Raw genomic sequence first — 15,908 nt, 5'->3', positions numbered from 1 at the left:
GCATGACCTCGCCCGCACAAGATTTCGCCATGCGCGCGAAAGCTCTCGACGACGCCGATCCGCTGCGCGACTACCCGAGCCGATTCCTCGGCAGCGACAACCCGGAGATCATCGCCTACCTCGACGGCAACTCCCTCGGCCGTCCGCTCCGGGCGACCGCCGACCGCCTCACCTCCTTCGTCACCGACGCGTGGGGCGGACGCCTGATCCGCGGCTGGGACGAACAATGGTTCGACCTGCCACTCACCATCGGCGACCGGATCGGTGCGGCGGTGCTCGGCGCCGCCGCGGGCCAGACCACGATCGGCGACTCGACCACGGTGCTGCTGTACAAGATCGCTCGCGGCGCGCTCGCGTGTCGAGGACAGCGCACCGAGATCGTGCTAGACCGCGACAACTTCCCCACCGACCGCTACCTGCTGGAGGCGATCGCCACCGAGCTCGGCCTGACGCTGCGCTGGATCGAGCCGGAGTTCACCGGCGGCGTCACCGCCCAGCAGGTGGCCGACGCCGTCTCCGACCGCACCGCGCTCGTCGTGCTCAGCCACGTCGCCTACCGGTCCGGCTATCTGCTCGACGCGCCCGCCATCAGTACCGTCGTGCACGACGCCGGCGCCGTGCTGCTGCTCGACCTGTGTCATTCGGCGGGCGCGGTCGAGCTCGAACTCGATTCCTGGGCCGTCGATTACGCGGTCGGCTGCACCTACAAGTATCTGAACGGTGGACCAGGCGCGCCCGCCTTCGGCTACGTCAACGCCGCGCACCTCGACGATTTCACGCAGCCGATCTGGGGCTGGATGGGTCGCGAGAGTCCGTTCGAGATGGCGCAGGGTTACGTTCCCGCGCAGGGCATCCGGCGGGTCATCAGCGGGACCCCCGCGATCGTCGGCATGCTGCCGATCCAGGACACCCTGGACCTGATCGAGGAGGTGGGGATGGCGGCCGTGCGGTCGAAGTCGATTGCCCTCACCGAATTCGCGCTCGAACTGGTGCGGGCCTGGTTGCTACCGCTGGGCGTTGCGGTATCGTCGCCCACCGACCCCGCCCGTCGTGGTGGCCACGTGACGATCGACCACCCACAGTTCAAGGAGCTCACCGCGCGACTCTGGCAACGCGGCGTCATCCCCGATTTCCGTCCGCCGCAGGGCATTCGGATCGGCCTGAGCCCGCTCAGCACCACCTACACCGAGGTTCTCGCCGGGATCTCGGCGATCCGCGATGAACTCACCGCGCGCTGACCTCGCGGGCGCGGTCCTCGACGATATCGATTCGAGGCCGGGCAGCGCGACCTCGCTCGCCCGGACCGTGCTCGGCGCGTACGTCCGCGACCTCGGCGGCTGGCTCGCCATCGCCGACTTCAGCGCGCTGCTGGCCGGACTCGGTGTGCCCGAGCAGAGCACCCGGACCGCCGTCACCCGACTCAAGAGCAAGGGCGTGCTCGACGCCGAGTCACGCGACGGCCGCAGCGGATACCGCATCACCGCCGCGGCCGAGGCGATGTACTCGCGCGGCGATCCGCGCATCTTCGGCTTCCGGCAGATGGCCGACGGCGACGCCTGGCACCTGATCTCGTTCGGCATCCCGGAATCCCAGCGCGCCGCACGACATCAGCTGCGCCGCAGGTTGTCCTCGATCGGCTGCGGCACCGTGTCGGCCGGCCTGTGGATCTGCCCGGAGTATCTGGCGGCCGAGGCGGCCACGATCGTCACGGCATTGGCGCTCGACGACTACGTGACCTCGTTTCGCGCCACCGACCTGACGGTGCCCGGCACGCTGCGCGCCGCGGCCGCGCAATGGTGGGATCTGCCCGCCCTCGCCGAGCGGCACCGCGCGTTCCTCGACCACCACGGCGATATTCTCGCTCTCGACAATCTGACCGACCGTCAAGCCTTCGAATACTTCGTCCCGCTGCTCGACGAATGGCGCATCATCCCCTACCTCGATCCGGGCCTCCCGGCGGCGATGTTGCCCGCCGACTGGCCAGGACCGGCCAGTGTGCGGCTGTTCGCCGAGGCGCAACAGCGCTGCCTTGCACCGAGCCGACGCTGGGTACGGTCGAGCATCGAGGCCAGAAACAAACCCGGAATATTGATCCATTGATTTCCGAAATCACTTGGCACCCAATGCCGTAAAGTGTGGCTCCGCGCCGGGCAAATCGGGCTGAGCACGCGCGCGAACAGGTGTTATTCCATTCGGTGGTGGACCGCAGTGCGGCGTTATACCATCAGGCCCCTTTGTCACTTCGTATGGCGGGACCAGAGCTTGACCAGTGGTATTCAGCGGACCCCCTCGTCCGCTCGTCGTGAACGTTCCCGCCGGAGCTCCTCGACACACTCCCCCACCCTCGCCGCACTGCTCGCCTCGGCCGTGGAACGCAATCCCGACGGTGTCGCGGCGGTGTGCGGCGACAGCTCGATCACCTACCGTCAACTCGACGCCCGCTCCTCGCAGCTGGCGCGGACGCTGCTCGCGCTGGGCGTCGGGCCGGAAACCATGGTGGCGGTGGCGCTGCCCCGATCGATCAACTCGGTCCTCGCGGTGTGGGCGGTCGCGAAGACCGGCGCCGCGTTCGTGCCGATCGATCCAGGCTTGCCGGGCAAGCGCATCCAGTTCCAAGTGGGCGACTGCGGCGCCGACATCGGGCTGACGAACTGCGAAAACGCGCCCGCACTGCCCGCAGGCGTGCGCTGGCTCGCGATCGATGACCCGGAGCTGGTCACGCGGACCGCCGCGGCATCGGCGAATCCTATTTCTTACCTCGATCGCCCTACGCTGCTTCGGGTTTCGAACGTGGCGTACCTGATCTATACCTCCGGCTCGACGGGCCGGCCGAAGGGCGTCGCGGTCACCCACGCCGGTCTCGCGGCGTTCTGCGCCGAGCAGATCACCAGGTACACACTCACTTCGGCCGCGCGCACACTGCATTTCGCGTCACCGAGCTTCGACGCCTCGGTGCTCGAGCTGCTGCTCGCCATCGGCGCCGCCGCCACCATGGTGATCGCGCCGCCGACGGTCTACGGCGGCGCCGAGCTGGCCAGTCTCATCGCGCGCCACGAGGTCAGCCATGCCTTTCTGACCCCGTCGGCGCTGGCCTCGCTCGAACCGACCGGGCTCGACACGCTGCGGGTGGTGATCGTCGGCGGCGAAACCTGCCCCGCACCACTGGTGTACCGCTGGTCGGCGCCCGGACGCCGATTCTTCAACGGCTACGGTCCGACCGAAACCACCATCATGGTGTCGATCAGTGCGGCGCTGGCCCCGGACCTGCCGGTCACCATCGGCTCGGGACTGCCGGGGATCAGCTGCCGGGTGCTCGACAAGCGACTACGCCCGGTCGGTGTCGGTACCGCGGGCGAACTGTATGTCTCCGGGCCCGGCCTGGCCCGCGGGTACCACGATCGATCCGGCCTGACGGCACAGCGTTTCGTGGCCGACCCGCACGGGCTACCCGGCACTCGGATGTACCGCACCGGTGACATCGTCCGCCGCGGCACCGGCGGCGACCTCGAATATCTGGGCCGCAGCGACGATCAGGTCAAGGTCCGCGGCTTCCGCATCGAGCTCGGCGAGATCGAATCGGTACTGGCGAGCAGGCCCGGGGTGCGCGCGGCGGTGACCGTCGATCGCAAGACCGCGGCGGGTGAGACGACGCTGGCGGCCTACGTGCAAGCGGAACCCGGCCATGCGCTCGATGACGCCGAACTGGCGAGCGCATTGGCTCGGCAGTTGCCGCACTACATGCTGCCCACCACGATTGCCGTCGTCGACCGAATTCCCTTGACACCCACCGGAAAAGCGGACCGGGTGGCGTTGCGTGCCCGCGCTGTCGATCAGCTCGCATGCCGCGCACTGTCGGGCCCCGGTGAGGAACTGGTCGCCGAGGTCTTCGCTCGGGTACTGGGCCACGATCAGCTGGGCGCGGACTCGGATTTCTTTGCCTCGGGCGGCAATTCGCTGCTCGCCACCCAGGTCGCCGCACGGCTGAGCGAGATGTGGCAGGCGCGGATCCCGACCCGACTGTTGTTCGACCATCCGACCGTGGCGGCGCTGGCGAAAGCCATTCAGGCGCAGCGGTTCGACGAGAGCCGACCGGCGCTGCTGGCCCGGCCGCGGCCCGAACGGGTGCCGCTGTCCCCGTCGCAGCTGCGGTTCTGGCTGCGTAACCGGTTCGATCCGGAATCGGCCGTGGACAATATCGGCTTCGCCTTCAGCATGTCCGGCGACCTAGATGTCGCGGCCTTGCGCGCCGCGTTCATCGATACTGTTGCGCGCCACGAGATCCTGCGCACGAGGTATCCGGCCGACAGCACCGGGCCGCGTCAGCACGCGCTCGAAGCGGGCAGTGGTGTCGCCGATTTCGCCGTCGAGGAGCTGGCGACGGCGACACCCGACGAGCTGGCCGAACGGGTGCACGCCATTCTGTGGCGCGGCTTCGACGTGTCGATCGAAGTGCCGCTGCGGGTTCGACTGCTCCGGACCGCCGACGAACACGTGCTGGTGTGCGCGGTGCACCATATCTGCGCCGACGGCTCCTCGCTGGCCCCGCTGGCTCGCGATATCGCCGTCGCCTACACCGCGCGCGCCGCGGGCACCGCGCCGGCGTGGCGTCCGCTCGATATCCAATACGCCGACTACGCACTGTGGCAGCAGGAGTTGCTCGGCTCCCGCGACGACCCGGATTCGCTGCTGTCCCGGCAACTTTCCTACTGGACGACCGAACTGGCCGGGCTCCCGGACGAACTCGATCTGCCGAGCGACCGGCCGCGACCGAGCACCGCGTCGTTGCGCGGCGCGGCCACCCAGCGGCCGGTGCCCGCCACCCTGCACAGTGCGTTGCTCGCCGTGGCCCGCGAGCACAAGGCGACTTTGTTCATGGTGATGCGGACGGCCTTGGCCGTGCTGCTGTCGCGGCTGTCCGGCAGCACCGACATCGCCATCGGGGTGCCGATGACCAACCGGGCCGAGGCCGCCCTGGACGATCTCGTCGGCATGTTCGTCAATACGACGGTGTCGCGGACCAGGATCGATCCCGGCGAGAGCTTCGCCGCGCTGCTCGACCGGACCAGGGATCGGGACTTGGCGAACTTCGCCCATTCCGAGGTGCCGTTCGAGCACGTCGTCGACGCGGTCAACCCGGTGCGGTCGCCGGGGCGGCATCCGCTGTATCAGGTCGGTTTCGCGTTCCAGAACTTCGGGAAGGCCAGCCTCGAACTGCCCGGCCTGACCTTCGCCGGGCTCGATGTCGACACGCGCACGGCGAAGACCGATCTGCATATCGCGGTGGTCGACGATCATGGTGCCGACCGCACGCCGGGGCAGATCATCATCCGGTTCGGTTATGCCACCGATCTTTTCGACGAACCGACGGTGCTGCGGTTCCTCGACGCCTATATCCGGGTGCTGCATCAAGTGGCCGCCGATCCGATCGCCGCGGTCGGTGACATCGATATGGTGCATCCGGACGAGCGGCGGCGGATCGAATCGTGGTCGGCCGGTGGTGCTCACGCGGTCGCGCCCGAGACCCTCGGCGCGGCACTGCAACGCAGGGCCGCGGCCACGCCGGATGCCGTCGCCGTGGTGTGCGGTTCGGCGACGCTGACCTATGGGCAATTGCAAACCCGAAGTAATCGGTTGGCGCGGTGGCTGATCGGGCAGGGTGTCGGGCCGGAAGCCGTTGTCGCGGTGGCTATGCGGCGTTCCCTCGATCAGGTTGTCGCACTGTGCGCGATCGCCGAAGCGGGCGGCGCCTGGGTGCCGATCGATCCGGATCATCCCGCCGAGCGGATCGGCTATGTGCTGGATTCCGCTGCGCCGCACTGCGTGTTGACCACCAGCGGGGACGCGTTCACGGTTACGGCGGCGCACGCCGTCGACACCTTGGATCTGACCGGATTGGACTCAACGCCCGTCCGTGACGACGAACGGCGGATGCCGTTGCGTGGTGACCATCCCGCGTATGTCATCTATACCTCCGGCTCGACCGGGCGCCCGAAAGGTGTGGTGGTCAGTCACGAGGCGATCGTCAATCAGCTCGACTGGATGCAGCATCAGTACGAGGTCGACGCCGCCGACACCTATTTGCAGAAGACGCCGGCAACGTTCGACGTGTCGTTGTGGGGGTACTTCCTGCCGCTGCGGGCCGGCGCGCGAATGGTGCTGGCCGGCCCTGACGATCATCGGGATCCGACGGCGCTGTGCGGGCTGATCGCCGCGCACCGGGTCACGCTCACCGATTTCGTGCCGACCATGCTGACGGCGTTCGCCGGACATGCCACCGCCGGCGAAGTGTCTTCGCTGCGTGCGGTTTTCGTTATCGGTGAGGCCTTGGCGCCGGAGACCGCACGAGCGTTCGCGGCGATCAGCAGCGCCGAGGTGCACAACCTGTACGGGCCGACCGAGGCGGCGGTGAGCATCACCCAGCATCACGTCGACGCGGCCGAGCCTGCGGCCACGGTGCCGATCGGTGTGCCGGAGTGGAATTCGCGGGTGTTCGTTCTCGATACGCGGCTGCGGCCGGTGCCGGTCGGCGCGGTCGGTGAACTGTATTTGGCCGGAGTCCAGTTGGCGCGCGGCTATAAAGGTGCGCCTGGACTCACCGCCGGACGCTTCGTCGCGAATCCGGCCGAGCCGGGTGTACGGATGTACCGGACCGGGGATCTCGTGCGCTGGAACTCGCACGGCAACCTGGACTACTTGGGGCGCAGCGACTTCCAGGTGAAGGTCCGCGGGCATCGCATCGAACTCGGCGATATCGAGACCGCGTTGCTCGCCGACCCTGGCGTCGGGCAGGCGGCGGTCGCGGTGAAACCGTCCGGCGGTGGCGTCCGGCTGGTCGGCTATGTCGTCGCGGCAGCCGACTCGGAGGTCGACCCAAATGCATTGCGACAGTCGCTCTCTCGCATGCTTCCTGCCTACATGGTGCCGTCGGCGGTGCTGCTGCTCGATGCGCTGCCGGTAAATACCAGCGGCAAACTCGACCGGGCGGCACTCCCCCTGCCGGTTTTCGCGGCACGCGACGGCGTCGCCCCGTCGACGCCGCTGGAGATCGAGATCGCCGAGGTATTCGCCGAGGTGCTGGCGGTCTCCCCCATCGGGGTGACCGACGACTTCTTCGAGCTCGGCGGTTCCTCGCTGATGGCTTTCACCCTGCATCAACGGCTTTCGGCCCGACTGGCGCGCGACGTGCCAATGTCGGCACTGCTCACTACCCCCACGGTGGGCGGCCTCGCCGCGCACCTCACCGGGACGGCCGCGCAGACTCGGGTGCCGACCCCGACAGAGGACGCCGTACTCGACGACGACATCACCGTCCACGACGATCTCGCCCCGCACACCGGGACACCGCGCGTGGTGTTGCTGACCGGCGCGACCGGCTTCCTGGGAGCGCATCTGCTCCGAGATCTTTTGGAGCACACCGACACACAGGTGTGGTGTCTGGTGCGCGCCGAAACCGCGGGCCAGGGTGCCGATCGAATCCGGCAGGTACTACAGCGCTACCGGCTGTGGGACGAGGCCGCCGAGGACCGAATCGTCGCGGTGCCCGGTGATCTCGCCGCGCCACGATTAGGGCTCTCCGACAGCGAGTACGACCATCTCGCTCAGACCGTCGACGTGATCCTGCACAACGGTGCCCGCGTGAACCACATCGATCCGTACGCACGACTGCGCGCGGCCAACGTCGAGGGCACCCGCGACGTGCTCCGGCTGGCGACGACACACCGGCTCAAACCGGTACATTTCGTCTCCACGCTGGGCACCACTGTCGCCAAGACAGCGACACCCCGCCTCATCGTGGAAACCACCCGACTGCGGGCAGACCGGCTCGCCGAGAACGGCTATGTCCTGTCCAAGTGGGCCGCAGAGGAACTGGTGTGGCAAGCGGGCGACCGCGGGGTACCGATCGGCATCTACCGCCCCGGAACCATCTGCGGCGACCCGCAAGCCGGCCTGAACAGTGCCGATGATTCGTTCTGGAACATGATCCGCGCCGCCGCGATCCTCGGGCAGGCACCGGATGTCAGCGATGCGGCCGTCTCGCTGAGCCCGGCGACCTACGTGTCCCGCGCCATCGTGGAACTCACCACCCACCCTCGCGCAGAGACCGTGTACCACCTGGTCAACAAGACCCCGGTGGCCGTGAAAACCATCTTCGCCCGCCTTCGCCGCCACGGACTACCGGTGACCACCGCCCCACTGGACACGGTGCGGGCCGCCCTCACCGCCGAATCCCACCGGCGCAACGCCGCCGGTGACGATTCACTCGTCCGCGCCGAACTGCTCAGCTCGAACTACCTCGGCCTCGCCCGCCTCGACTGGAGCGATGCCCACACCCGCTCCGCCCTCGACGGCACCGGCATCACCTGTCCACCGATCACCGAGGCCGCCCTCGACGCCTACATCAGCGAGTTCATCGCCTCCGGTTTTTTGCCGTCCGGCGCTGCACAGGGTTTACCCGCACCTGACCCGATTCTCGGTGCCGGTCAGCAGGTGGTCGGCCCGGGGTCGGCGCCCGCGAGGACCGCGGTGAGCCAGAGCAGTGATGGTTCGTAGCCGATGAGTTCGGCCGAGATGTGTTCGGAGGCAGGGACTCTGAAGAAGCGGAGGTTGGCGCCGGCTGCGCAGTAGCGTTGTACGACGGGTTCGATGGCGGCGATGGGGATGATCGGGTCGGTGGTGGAGTGCCACATGGCGATCGGGACGTCGGGGGTGTCGCCGTAGCCGAGACTGTCTCGGTGCAGGACGTTTTGGATGTCGGGGTCCAGGAACGCTTTCGGGTCTTTGAGGTAGTTCTTCAGTGGGCGCCATGCGCCGGTGGCGGCCGCGGTGTAGAGGCAGCGGTGTTCGATGTCGTGGACCATGGTCATGCCGTCGGCGGTGAGGAACTTGTCGAGGGGCAGCAGGTCGGGGAATTCCCTGGACAGTCCGATCAGCCAGATCCAGCCGACGAAATCGGCCTGCCCGGCGATACCGGGCCCTGCGTCCATGGCGAACAGGGTCATGGCGTGTTTGTCGCCGGGCACACCGCCCTGGGCGCTGCCCTTGATCGGCAGTTCGGGGGCGTAGCCGCGGTGCAGTTCGGCCGCCCAGCCGGTGGCGCTGCCGCCGCCGGAGTATCCCCAGAGTCCGATCGGCGAGTCGGCCAAACCAAGGCCAGCGCGCCGGGTCGCGCGGACACCGTCGAGCACCATGTGGCCCTCGCTCGGCGCCAGGGCGGTGCTGGTCTTGCCGTTGAAGTCGGGGATTGTCACCGCCATGCCTTCGCCGAGGAACTGCAGCAACAGCTGGGTTTCCTTCATGGTTCCCGCGCGCACGGTGTGTGAAGGGTTGCACGCCGGGTCCAGACCGTCGATCGCCTCCTGATAGGAGATGACCGGGCGCGGGCTGGGGCCGAGCCAGGGGATCCCCGGGACCATGACGGTGGTGGCGGTGACGATCGGGCGGTCCCGGCTGTCGGTGCTGCGGTAGAGGATCTGTTCGGTGTGCACCGGCGGCCACGGCACGCCGAGCAGATAACTGGTGACCACGCGCTTGCGGATCACGTCACCGTTGGCGTAGCGGTCGAGATCGTCCGGGTCGTCGTACCAGTGATCGTCCGCGGGCATCGGAACGGGGATGAACCGGTAGATGTCGGTTTCACTCGGCAGTGGCGGCAGCTGGTTCTCGTCGGGGCGGACCGGCCAGGTGGCTTGCGGTCCGGTGCTCGGCGAATCCGTTTCGGCGGTTGCCGTCACGGCAACGGCAAGGGAAACAGTGAGCGCGAAACCTACTGCGAATATGGCACGACGAACTTGGATCACAATCGGGGTACCTCTCGGGCGAAGCTGACATCGAAGCCAGAGGCCGCTGCACACAGCGGCCGCCAACCGGGACACCATCGAGCGCCCGACGGACCGAACGAGGTCTCAGTTCACACGACCGCTAGCAGAGGTGTCACTACGCAACCGGCCAGGGTTTGCCGGCTACCCCTGTGCAATCTGCATAAGTCCTGACGATGCGAAGTCAGTCAGGGTGCGCCGGGCGAAATTGCAGCTGTTGCCCTGGTCGCAGCTGTGCGAGCAGGTCGACGTCGGCTGTGATCACGGTTCCGACGACCGGATATCCGCCGGTGATGGGGTGATCGGCGAGGAAGACGACCGGTTCACCGCTCGGTTGCACCTGGATCGCGCCGAGGGGTACTCCTTCGGTCGGCAGCTCCTTGTCGTTGATCCGGGTCAGTGGCGCTCCGTCGCCGACCCTGGCCAGCCGCACACCTACGCGGTCGGCGCGGTCGGTCATCTGCCAGCGGCCGGTGAACAGCGACTGCGGGTCGGTGAACCAGTCGTCCCGCGGGCCGAGCAGCACCCGGACGGTGACCAGGCCGGAGTCGATCGGGGGCACCGGCGCCACCTCGATATTCGGCCACGGGAAGTTCTCCGTCGGACCCACGCTGAGCTGGGCACCCTCGGCCAGCGGCTCGGGGCCGAGTCCGGCAAGCGTGTCTCTACTGCGCGAGCCGAGCACCGGATCGACGGCGATACCGCCGCGCACCGCGACATACACGCGCAACCCGGCGGTGGCCGTGCCGAGCTTCAGTCGCTGCCCGGTGCGCAACGCGAGAACGGACGCGTGCGCCTGGGCGACACCGTCCACGACGATCGGCGCGTCGGCACCGGTAACCGCGAGCAGCACCGGCGCCTCGGCCATGAGTTCCAGTCCGCCGAGCAAGGTTTCGATGCCCGCGGCGTCCTCGGGGTTGCCGACCAGCCGATTCGCCAGCTTCAGCGAACCTCGATCGGCCGCGCCGGATACGCCGACGCCGATGGAGAACCAGCCGGGCCTGCCGAGGTCCTGGATGGTGCTCAGCAAACCTGCATCGAGGATGCGTACCACGGTCATTCGCCGGCCTCCTCGGTGAAACGGACCCGGGTGCCCGGGCGCAGCAGGGACGGCTCGGCCCGGTCGAGGTCCCACATCCGGACGTCGGTGGTGCCGATGAGCTGCCAGCCGCCGGGCGAACGCCGCGGGTAGACGGCGCTGTATCCGTCGGCCAGCGCCACCGAGCCGGCAGGGACCGACGTCCGGGACTCGGACCGGCGCGGTACCGCCAACCCGGACTCGGTGGACTCGAGATAACCGAACCCCGGAGCGAATCCGATGAACGAGCACCGCCACACCGTGCGGGTGTGCGCGGCGATCAGCGCGCGGACCGAGATACCCAGCTGTGCCGCAACGCTTTCCAGGTCCGGCCCGTCATAGCGGACCGGGATGGTGCGCACGTCGTCCGGTAACGCCTCGGCCGAGCCCGCCCCCTGGATACTCCGAAACAGCTGCCGCAGTTGCTCTTCGACGGCCCGGCTGTCCGCCGCATCGGTCATGGTGACCAGGACGGTCTGCGCGGCGGGCAGCACATCGTGCACACCGCCGGGCAATTCGCGGCGGAGCAGGTCGATGAACGCGACCAGATCGGCGTGCTCGTCGGGCGCGACGAGCATCGACCGGTCCCCCGCGGGCAGGATCCGCAGCGGCGCCCTCGGCACGGTGATCGCGGACATCGACCCTCCTTCAGGCTAATTCGCGGCCGCGGGTTTCCGGCAGGCCGAACAGCGCGATGACCGCGAGAACATATCCGAAGGCGCCGAACATCATCGCGCCGGCCAGCCCCAGCGTGGTAGAGGCCAAAAAGCCGACCACGGTGGGGAATACGGCGCCGACACCACGACCGAAGTTGTAGGTGAAGCCCTGCCCGGTACCACGGGACGCGGTCGGGTACAGCTCGGACAGGAACGACCCGAAGCTGGAGAAGATGGCCGCGGTACAGAAGCCCAGCGGGAAGCCGAGGATCAGCACCATGGTGTTCGCCCCCTCCGGCACCTGGATGTAGGAAACCATGAAGGCGACCGACAACACGGCGAAGAGCTGGATGGTGCGTTTGCGGCCGATCCGGTCGGCGAGGATGCCGCCGGTGACATACCCGAGGAACGCACCGCCGATCAGCAGGAACAGATAACCGCCGGTACCAACGACATTCAAGTCGCGGGTCTTCTTCAGGAAGGTCGGCAGCCAGGTGGCGAGGGTGTAGTAACCGCCCTGGACACCGGTGGCCAGCAAGGAGGCGAACAACGTCGTCCGGAGCAGGTCGCGCCGGAAGATCGACACGAACGATCCCGCCCGATTACCCGCCGATTCCCGGCGCTGGGTGACCGTCTCGGAGTCGGTCAGATTGCGGCGCACCCAGATGATCAGCAATGCGGGCAGCGCACCGGTCCAGAACAGCACCCGCCAGGCGAGGTCTTCGCTGACGAACTGGAAGACGAGGGTGTAGACCAGGACCGCCAAGCCCCAGCCGACGGCCCACGCGCTTTGCACGTAGGCCACCGTGCGGCCTCGATACTTGGTCTGCGCGTACTCGGCGACCAGGATCGCGCCCGCGGCCCATTCACCGCCGAAGCCGAGACCCTGGAATGCCCGGAAGACCAGCAGCGTCTCGAAATTGGGTGCGAAACCGCACAGCACGGTGAACAGGGTGTAGGTGGCGACGGTGAGTTGCAGCGTGCGCACTCGCCCGATCTTGTCGGCCAGCACGCCCGCCAGCGCGCCACCGAGCGCGGACACCAGCAGGGTGACCGTGGTCAGCAGGCCCGCCTGGCCCGAGCTGATGACGAAGTACGACGAGATGGCACCGAGCGCCAGCGGCAGCACCTGGAAGTCGTAGGCGTCCAAGCCATATCCGCCGAACGCGCCGAGGAAGGCCTTCTTGCCTTTGGCGCTCAACGTTCGGAACCAGTCGAAGGGTTGTGACTTTTCGGCCGGATCCACCGGGAGGTCTGTGGAAAGGCTCATGGCTGCCTCGCAATGCTCGAGCTCAGGAGAGCGACGTACGTCACAGCAGACTACGGATCGTTGAACGATTCTGCAATCCTAAGGTGGGATCGTCGGCTGGCGGTTCGATCACTGGGTTATGCTCGAACAGCAAAGCCACTGGTCCGCGGAGGTTTGGATGACGACACCGGTAGATCGGCCCGATCCCGTCTACACGGCACTGTCCGAACACAAGGGCCTGCTCGCCCGCTCCAGTCGCAGTTCGCAGACCGCCGACATCGTGCGGGCCAGCATCCTGGACGGGTCGCTGCGGCCGGGCACCCGGCTGTCCGAGCCGGATATCTGTGCGGCACTGGGTGTTTCGCGCAATACGCTGCGTGAGGCGTTCCGCTCGCTGATCGAGGAACGGCTGGTCACCCACGAGCTCAATCGTGGTGCGTTCGTACGCATCCCGACTCCGGCCGATGTCGCGGAGCTCTACCAGTGCCGCCGGGTGATCGAGGGTGCCGCGGTGCACGGTTTCGATCCCGCGGGCTCGCCGCCGACCGACCTCGCCGCCGCGCTCGCCCACGCGGATGCCTGTGCCGCGAAACAGGATTGGACCGGCGTCGGCACGGCCGACATCGACTTCCACAAGGCGATCGCCGCGCTCAACCGCAGCAGGCGGCTGGACGAGATGATGTCCAGCGTGTGGAACGAGCTGCGTCTGGTCTTCCATGTGATGGCCGATCCGCTGACCTTCCACGAGCCCTACCTGGCCCGCAATCACGAGATCTACGAGGCGATGGTCGGCGGTCGAACCGCCGAGGCCGAGCAGATGCTGGCCGATTACCTCAGCGACGCAGAGTCACACATTCGCGCGGCGTACACCCAGATTGTCGCCTGAGCTCCAGAGCATCTGCGGCGGATTCCGATGAGTTCCGCCGCGCCGGTTTCCGGCACCGTGAGCGCAATCCTGGTCACCGGGGCGCCGGCCGAGGACAGTGGGACGACTTGTCCCGTGTGTCTCGTGCCAGGAGAGGTCCTCATGTCCGACAGCAGTGCGCAATTCCGGCCGATCGAATCGCTGCTCGCGCAGACCGCAACCGAGTTGGGGGTGCGGTCGGTGTTGGTAATGCGGTCGACGTCGACACATATGGCGGTGGAGGCGACGGCCGGCGCGGCGGAGGTGCATTACACGGTGGGCGCCGAAGGTAAGAAAGGCTCGGCCTTCCCGGAGGCGCACGAGCTGTACTGCGAGCGAGTGGTCGACAACGACACCGAACTGTTCGTGCGTGATTCGCGCACCGACCCGGACTTCGCGGGGAACGAGGACGAAGTGGAGTTCGGCTTGGTCAACTACCTCGGGTTGGCCGTGCACAACCCGGACGGCAGCGTGTACGGCACCGTGTGCGTGCTCGACGACCAGGTCCGCGACTACACATCCGAGGAACGAGCCCGGCTCGAAGAACTGCGCGCGGCGGCCGAACACGCCCTTGCCACGCGGCCCGCGGCGCTCTGAGCTGCGACGGGACACGCGCAGAAAATCTGCAGTCGCCACTGTAGACATTCCCGCGCCGCTGTTATATGGTTCATCCCGTCAGCAGAGAAGAAAGTCGCATTGGCCGGGTAGAGGATGAACTTCCCGGAATGAGATGAAGTGACTGAATACCCTCCCCTCCGGGTGGCTGACGACAGCGCCACCGGAGGGGAGGGACGTACACCACGAAAGGTAGGGAGCGGTGCCCGGTTCCGACGCGCTCTCAGCGTTCGGACGGCATAGCGCGTATCGCAGCGCAAGCGGGCATCGCGGTTCCATGGATTGGAGGTGGTCGACAGTCCTAACGATGCGATCCCCACACCCCACCCTGCAGCACGGGATGTGGAAAGACGAAGCCGGTCACGATGACCGGCATGGTGAATAAACCCCCTCTGGGCCCCGGCGCTCCACGCGCCGGGGCCCAATTCTTGTTTCGCAGATAGGTATTCATGCAACAGACCCACGCCGACTCGGCAACCGACAACCCCGGCGCCAAACTGGACGACGACGACTATCCCGCCTACAGCATGGGCAGTGCCGCGGACGCCCTCGGCGTCACCCAGGCCTTCCTGCGCGCACTCGACGCCGCCGAACTCCTGACCCCCCAACGCTCCGACGGCGGCCACCGCCGCTACTCCCGCTACCAACTGCGCATCGCCGCCAGGGTCCGCGAATTGGTCGACCAGGGCACCGCGCTCGACGCGGCCTGCCGCATCATCATTCTCGAAGACCAGCTCGCCGAAGCACAGCGCATCAACTCGGAACTGCGCCGGAATAACGGACAGCACGCGGCCGGCACCGGTCGCGATATCGCGCATTAGCCATTGCGCTCAACAGGTTCGAAGAGCTGATGCGCGGACAGGGGCGGTGGTCGACGCCCCCGGTTCATGCCCCGTTCGCGGTCAAGGTGGCGACACCCGGGCCAGTCAGCAGTGCGGCTGCCGCGGCACGGCCTGTCGCTAGCAGGAGCAGCGCGCCTGCGGTTCCCTGGACGAGTTCACCAGTGCCCGTGGACCACTCGATGTCGGTCGCGACGAGGCGATAGCCCGACAGTCGCTCTTCGATGCCGAACCGGTCGGCCGTTTCCCATACCCGATTCAACGCCGACCGGGCTGGTACGGACGGCGTCTCGTGGACGATGCCGAGCGGGATGGCGATATCTTGGGCATGCACGAGCACATCCAGCAGGCGGTCGGCCGGGACTGTGCCGATCGGGACGAAGCGGGACGGTGCGGTGGCGCGGAGTTCCGCGAGCAACTGACGGGTGCCGACGCGATCGGCGTAGCGAATGGCACTGTCCCGCAAGCCCCGATGCACATTGCCGCGGGCACGGATCAGATTGACCACTATCCAGCCGAGATTCGCGCGTGTCGACAGCACCAGATGTGCGACGACATCGCGAATTCGCCATCCCGCACACAGGGATCCGTGGTCCCAGTCGGATGCGGCGCGGTCGGCGAGCAAGTCGGCCACACGCGCGCGTTCGGCGGCGACGGCGTGCCAGATCTGCTCGGTCGTCATGGATTCGGGGTGGTTCATCGGTCGGTCCCTCTCACTCGAAGTTCCATTACGGTAGGAACTCCACCCGAGG

At 67.5% G+C, this 15,908-nt stretch carries 11 protein-coding genes; 6 read left to right on the top strand and 5 right to left on the bottom strand.

Going from position 1 to position 15,908, the window contains the following annotated elements:
• Positions 1–2: 2 nt before the first annotated feature.
• The 3 genes from NN4_RS25715 to NN4_RS25705 all read left to right on the top strand — a co-directional run bounded on the left by NN4_RS25715 (position 3) and on the right by NN4_RS25705 (position 8,550).
• Positions 3–1,238 (top strand): kynureninase, encoded by a 1,236-nt coding sequence (locus NN4_RS25715; RefSeq protein WP_147136425.1) that lies wholly within the window; start codon positions 3–5, stop codon positions 1,236–1,238.
• Positions 1,219–2,100 (top strand): PaaX family transcriptional regulator, encoded by an 882-nt coding sequence (locus NN4_RS25710; RefSeq protein ID WP_147136422.1) that lies wholly within the window; start codon positions 1,219–1,221, stop codon positions 2,098–2,100. Before NN4_RS25715 ends, NN4_RS25710 begins: the two co-directional genes overlap by 20 nt.
• A 162-nt stretch (positions 2,101–2,262) precedes the next feature.
• Entirely contained in the window at positions 2,263–8,550 is a 6,288-nt protein-coding gene (locus tag NN4_RS25705) for a non-ribosomal peptide synthetase (RefSeq protein ID WP_186818636.1), read from the top strand.
• On the opposite strand, the gene NN4_RS25700 is transcribed toward NN4_RS25705, so the two are convergent.
• The 4 genes from NN4_RS25700 to NN4_RS25685 all read right to left on the bottom strand — a co-directional run bounded on the left by NN4_RS25700 (position 8,481) and on the right by NN4_RS25685 (position 12,819).
• A complete protein-coding gene (locus NN4_RS25700; RefSeq protein WP_246181078.1) occupies positions 8,481–9,731 on the bottom strand; it encodes a lipase family protein in 1,251 nt (416 codons plus the stop codon). The genes NN4_RS25705 and NN4_RS25700 overlap by 70 nt on opposite strands.
• A 268-nt stretch (positions 9,732–9,999) precedes the next feature.
• Complete coding sequence (locus NN4_RS25695) at positions 10,000–10,875, bottom strand: 5-oxoprolinase subunit C family protein (RefSeq protein ID WP_147136416.1); 876 nt, start codon at positions 10,873–10,875, stop codon at positions 10,000–10,002.
• Positions 10,872–11,531: a 5-oxoprolinase subunit B family protein gene (locus NN4_RS25690; protein WP_147136413.1), complete on the bottom strand. Its 660-nt coding sequence runs from the start codon at positions 11,529–11,531 to the stop codon at positions 10,872–10,874. The genes NN4_RS25695 and NN4_RS25690 overlap by 4 nt, the downstream gene beginning before the upstream one ends.
• A gap of 10 nt (positions 11,532–11,541) precedes the next feature.
• Positions 11,542–12,819, bottom strand: a complete 1,278-nt coding sequence (locus NN4_RS25685; protein ID WP_147136410.1) for an MFS transporter — start codon at positions 12,817–12,819, stop codon at positions 11,542–11,544.
• 157 nt (positions 12,820–12,976) lie between these two features.
• On the opposite strand from NN4_RS25685, the gene NN4_RS25680 reads away from it, so the two are divergent.
• The 3 genes from NN4_RS25680 to NN4_RS25670 all read left to right on the top strand — a co-directional run bounded on the left by NN4_RS25680 (position 12,977) and on the right by NN4_RS25670 (position 15,138).
• On the top strand, positions 12,977–13,684 hold the full coding sequence (locus NN4_RS25680) for a GntR family transcriptional regulator (RefSeq protein WP_147136407.1): 708 nt from the start codon (positions 12,977–12,979) through the stop codon (positions 13,682–13,684).
• Between the two features lie 141 nt (positions 13,685–13,825).
• On the top strand, positions 13,826–14,299 hold the full coding sequence (locus NN4_RS25675) for a GAF domain-containing protein (protein WP_147136404.1): 474 nt from the start codon (positions 13,826–13,828) through the stop codon (positions 14,297–14,299).
• Between the two features lie 467 nt (positions 14,300–14,766).
• A complete protein-coding gene (locus NN4_RS25670) occupies positions 14,767–15,138 on the top strand; it encodes a helix-turn-helix domain-containing protein (protein ID WP_147136401.1) in 372 nt (123 codons plus the stop codon).
• 64 nt (positions 15,139–15,202) lie between these two features.
• Here NN4_RS25670 and NN4_RS25665 read toward each other — a convergent pair whose 3' ends face one another.
• The gene (locus tag NN4_RS25665; RefSeq protein ID WP_147136398.1) at positions 15,203–15,856 is read right to left on the bottom strand and encodes a maleylpyruvate isomerase family mycothiol-dependent enzyme; all 654 of its coding nucleotides are present in this window, start codon (positions 15,854–15,856) and stop codon (positions 15,203–15,205) included.
• Between the last annotated feature and the right edge of the window lie 52 nt (positions 15,857–15,908).

The sequence above is a fragment of the Nocardia ninae NBRC 108245 genome (genome assembly GCF_007990755.1).
GTDB classification, from domain to species: Bacteria; Actinomycetota; Actinomycetes; order Mycobacteriales; family Mycobacteriaceae; genus Nocardia; species Nocardia ninae.
This window is presented reverse-complemented; position numbering and strand designations above follow the sequence as displayed.

Excerpts from the sequence above, each read along its gene's own strand:
- NN4_RS25715 (WP_147136425.1), top strand. The coding sequence starts at position 3 with ATGACCTCGCCCGCACAAGATTTCGCCATGCGCGCGAAAGCTCTCGAC.
- NN4_RS25710 (WP_147136422.1), top strand. The coding sequence starts at position 1,219 with ATGAACTCACCGCGCGCTGACCTCGCGGGCGCGGTCCTCGACGATATC.
- NN4_RS25695 (WP_147136416.1), bottom strand. The coding sequence starts at position 10,875 with ATGACCGTGGTACGCATCCTCGATGCAGGTTTGCTGAGCACCATCCAG.
- NN4_RS25690 (WP_147136413.1), bottom strand. The coding sequence starts at position 11,531 with ATGTCCGCGATCACCGTGCCGAGGGCGCCGCTGCGGATCCTGCCCGCG.
- NN4_RS25685 (WP_147136410.1), bottom strand. The coding sequence starts at position 12,819 with ATGAGCCTTTCCACAGACCTCCCGGTGGATCCGGCCGAAAAGTCACAA.
- NN4_RS25680 (WP_147136407.1), top strand. The coding sequence starts at position 12,977 with ATGACGACACCGGTAGATCGGCCCGATCCCGTCTACACGGCACTGTCC.
- NN4_RS25675 (WP_147136404.1), top strand. The coding sequence starts at position 13,826 with ATGTCCGACAGCAGTGCGCAATTCCGGCCGATCGAATCGCTGCTCGCG.
- NN4_RS25670 (WP_147136401.1), top strand. The coding sequence starts at position 14,767 with ATGCAACAGACCCACGCCGACTCGGCAACCGACAACCCCGGCGCCAAA.
- NN4_RS25665 (WP_147136398.1), bottom strand. The coding sequence starts at position 15,856 with ATGAACCACCCCGAATCCATGACGACCGAGCAGATCTGGCACGCCGTC.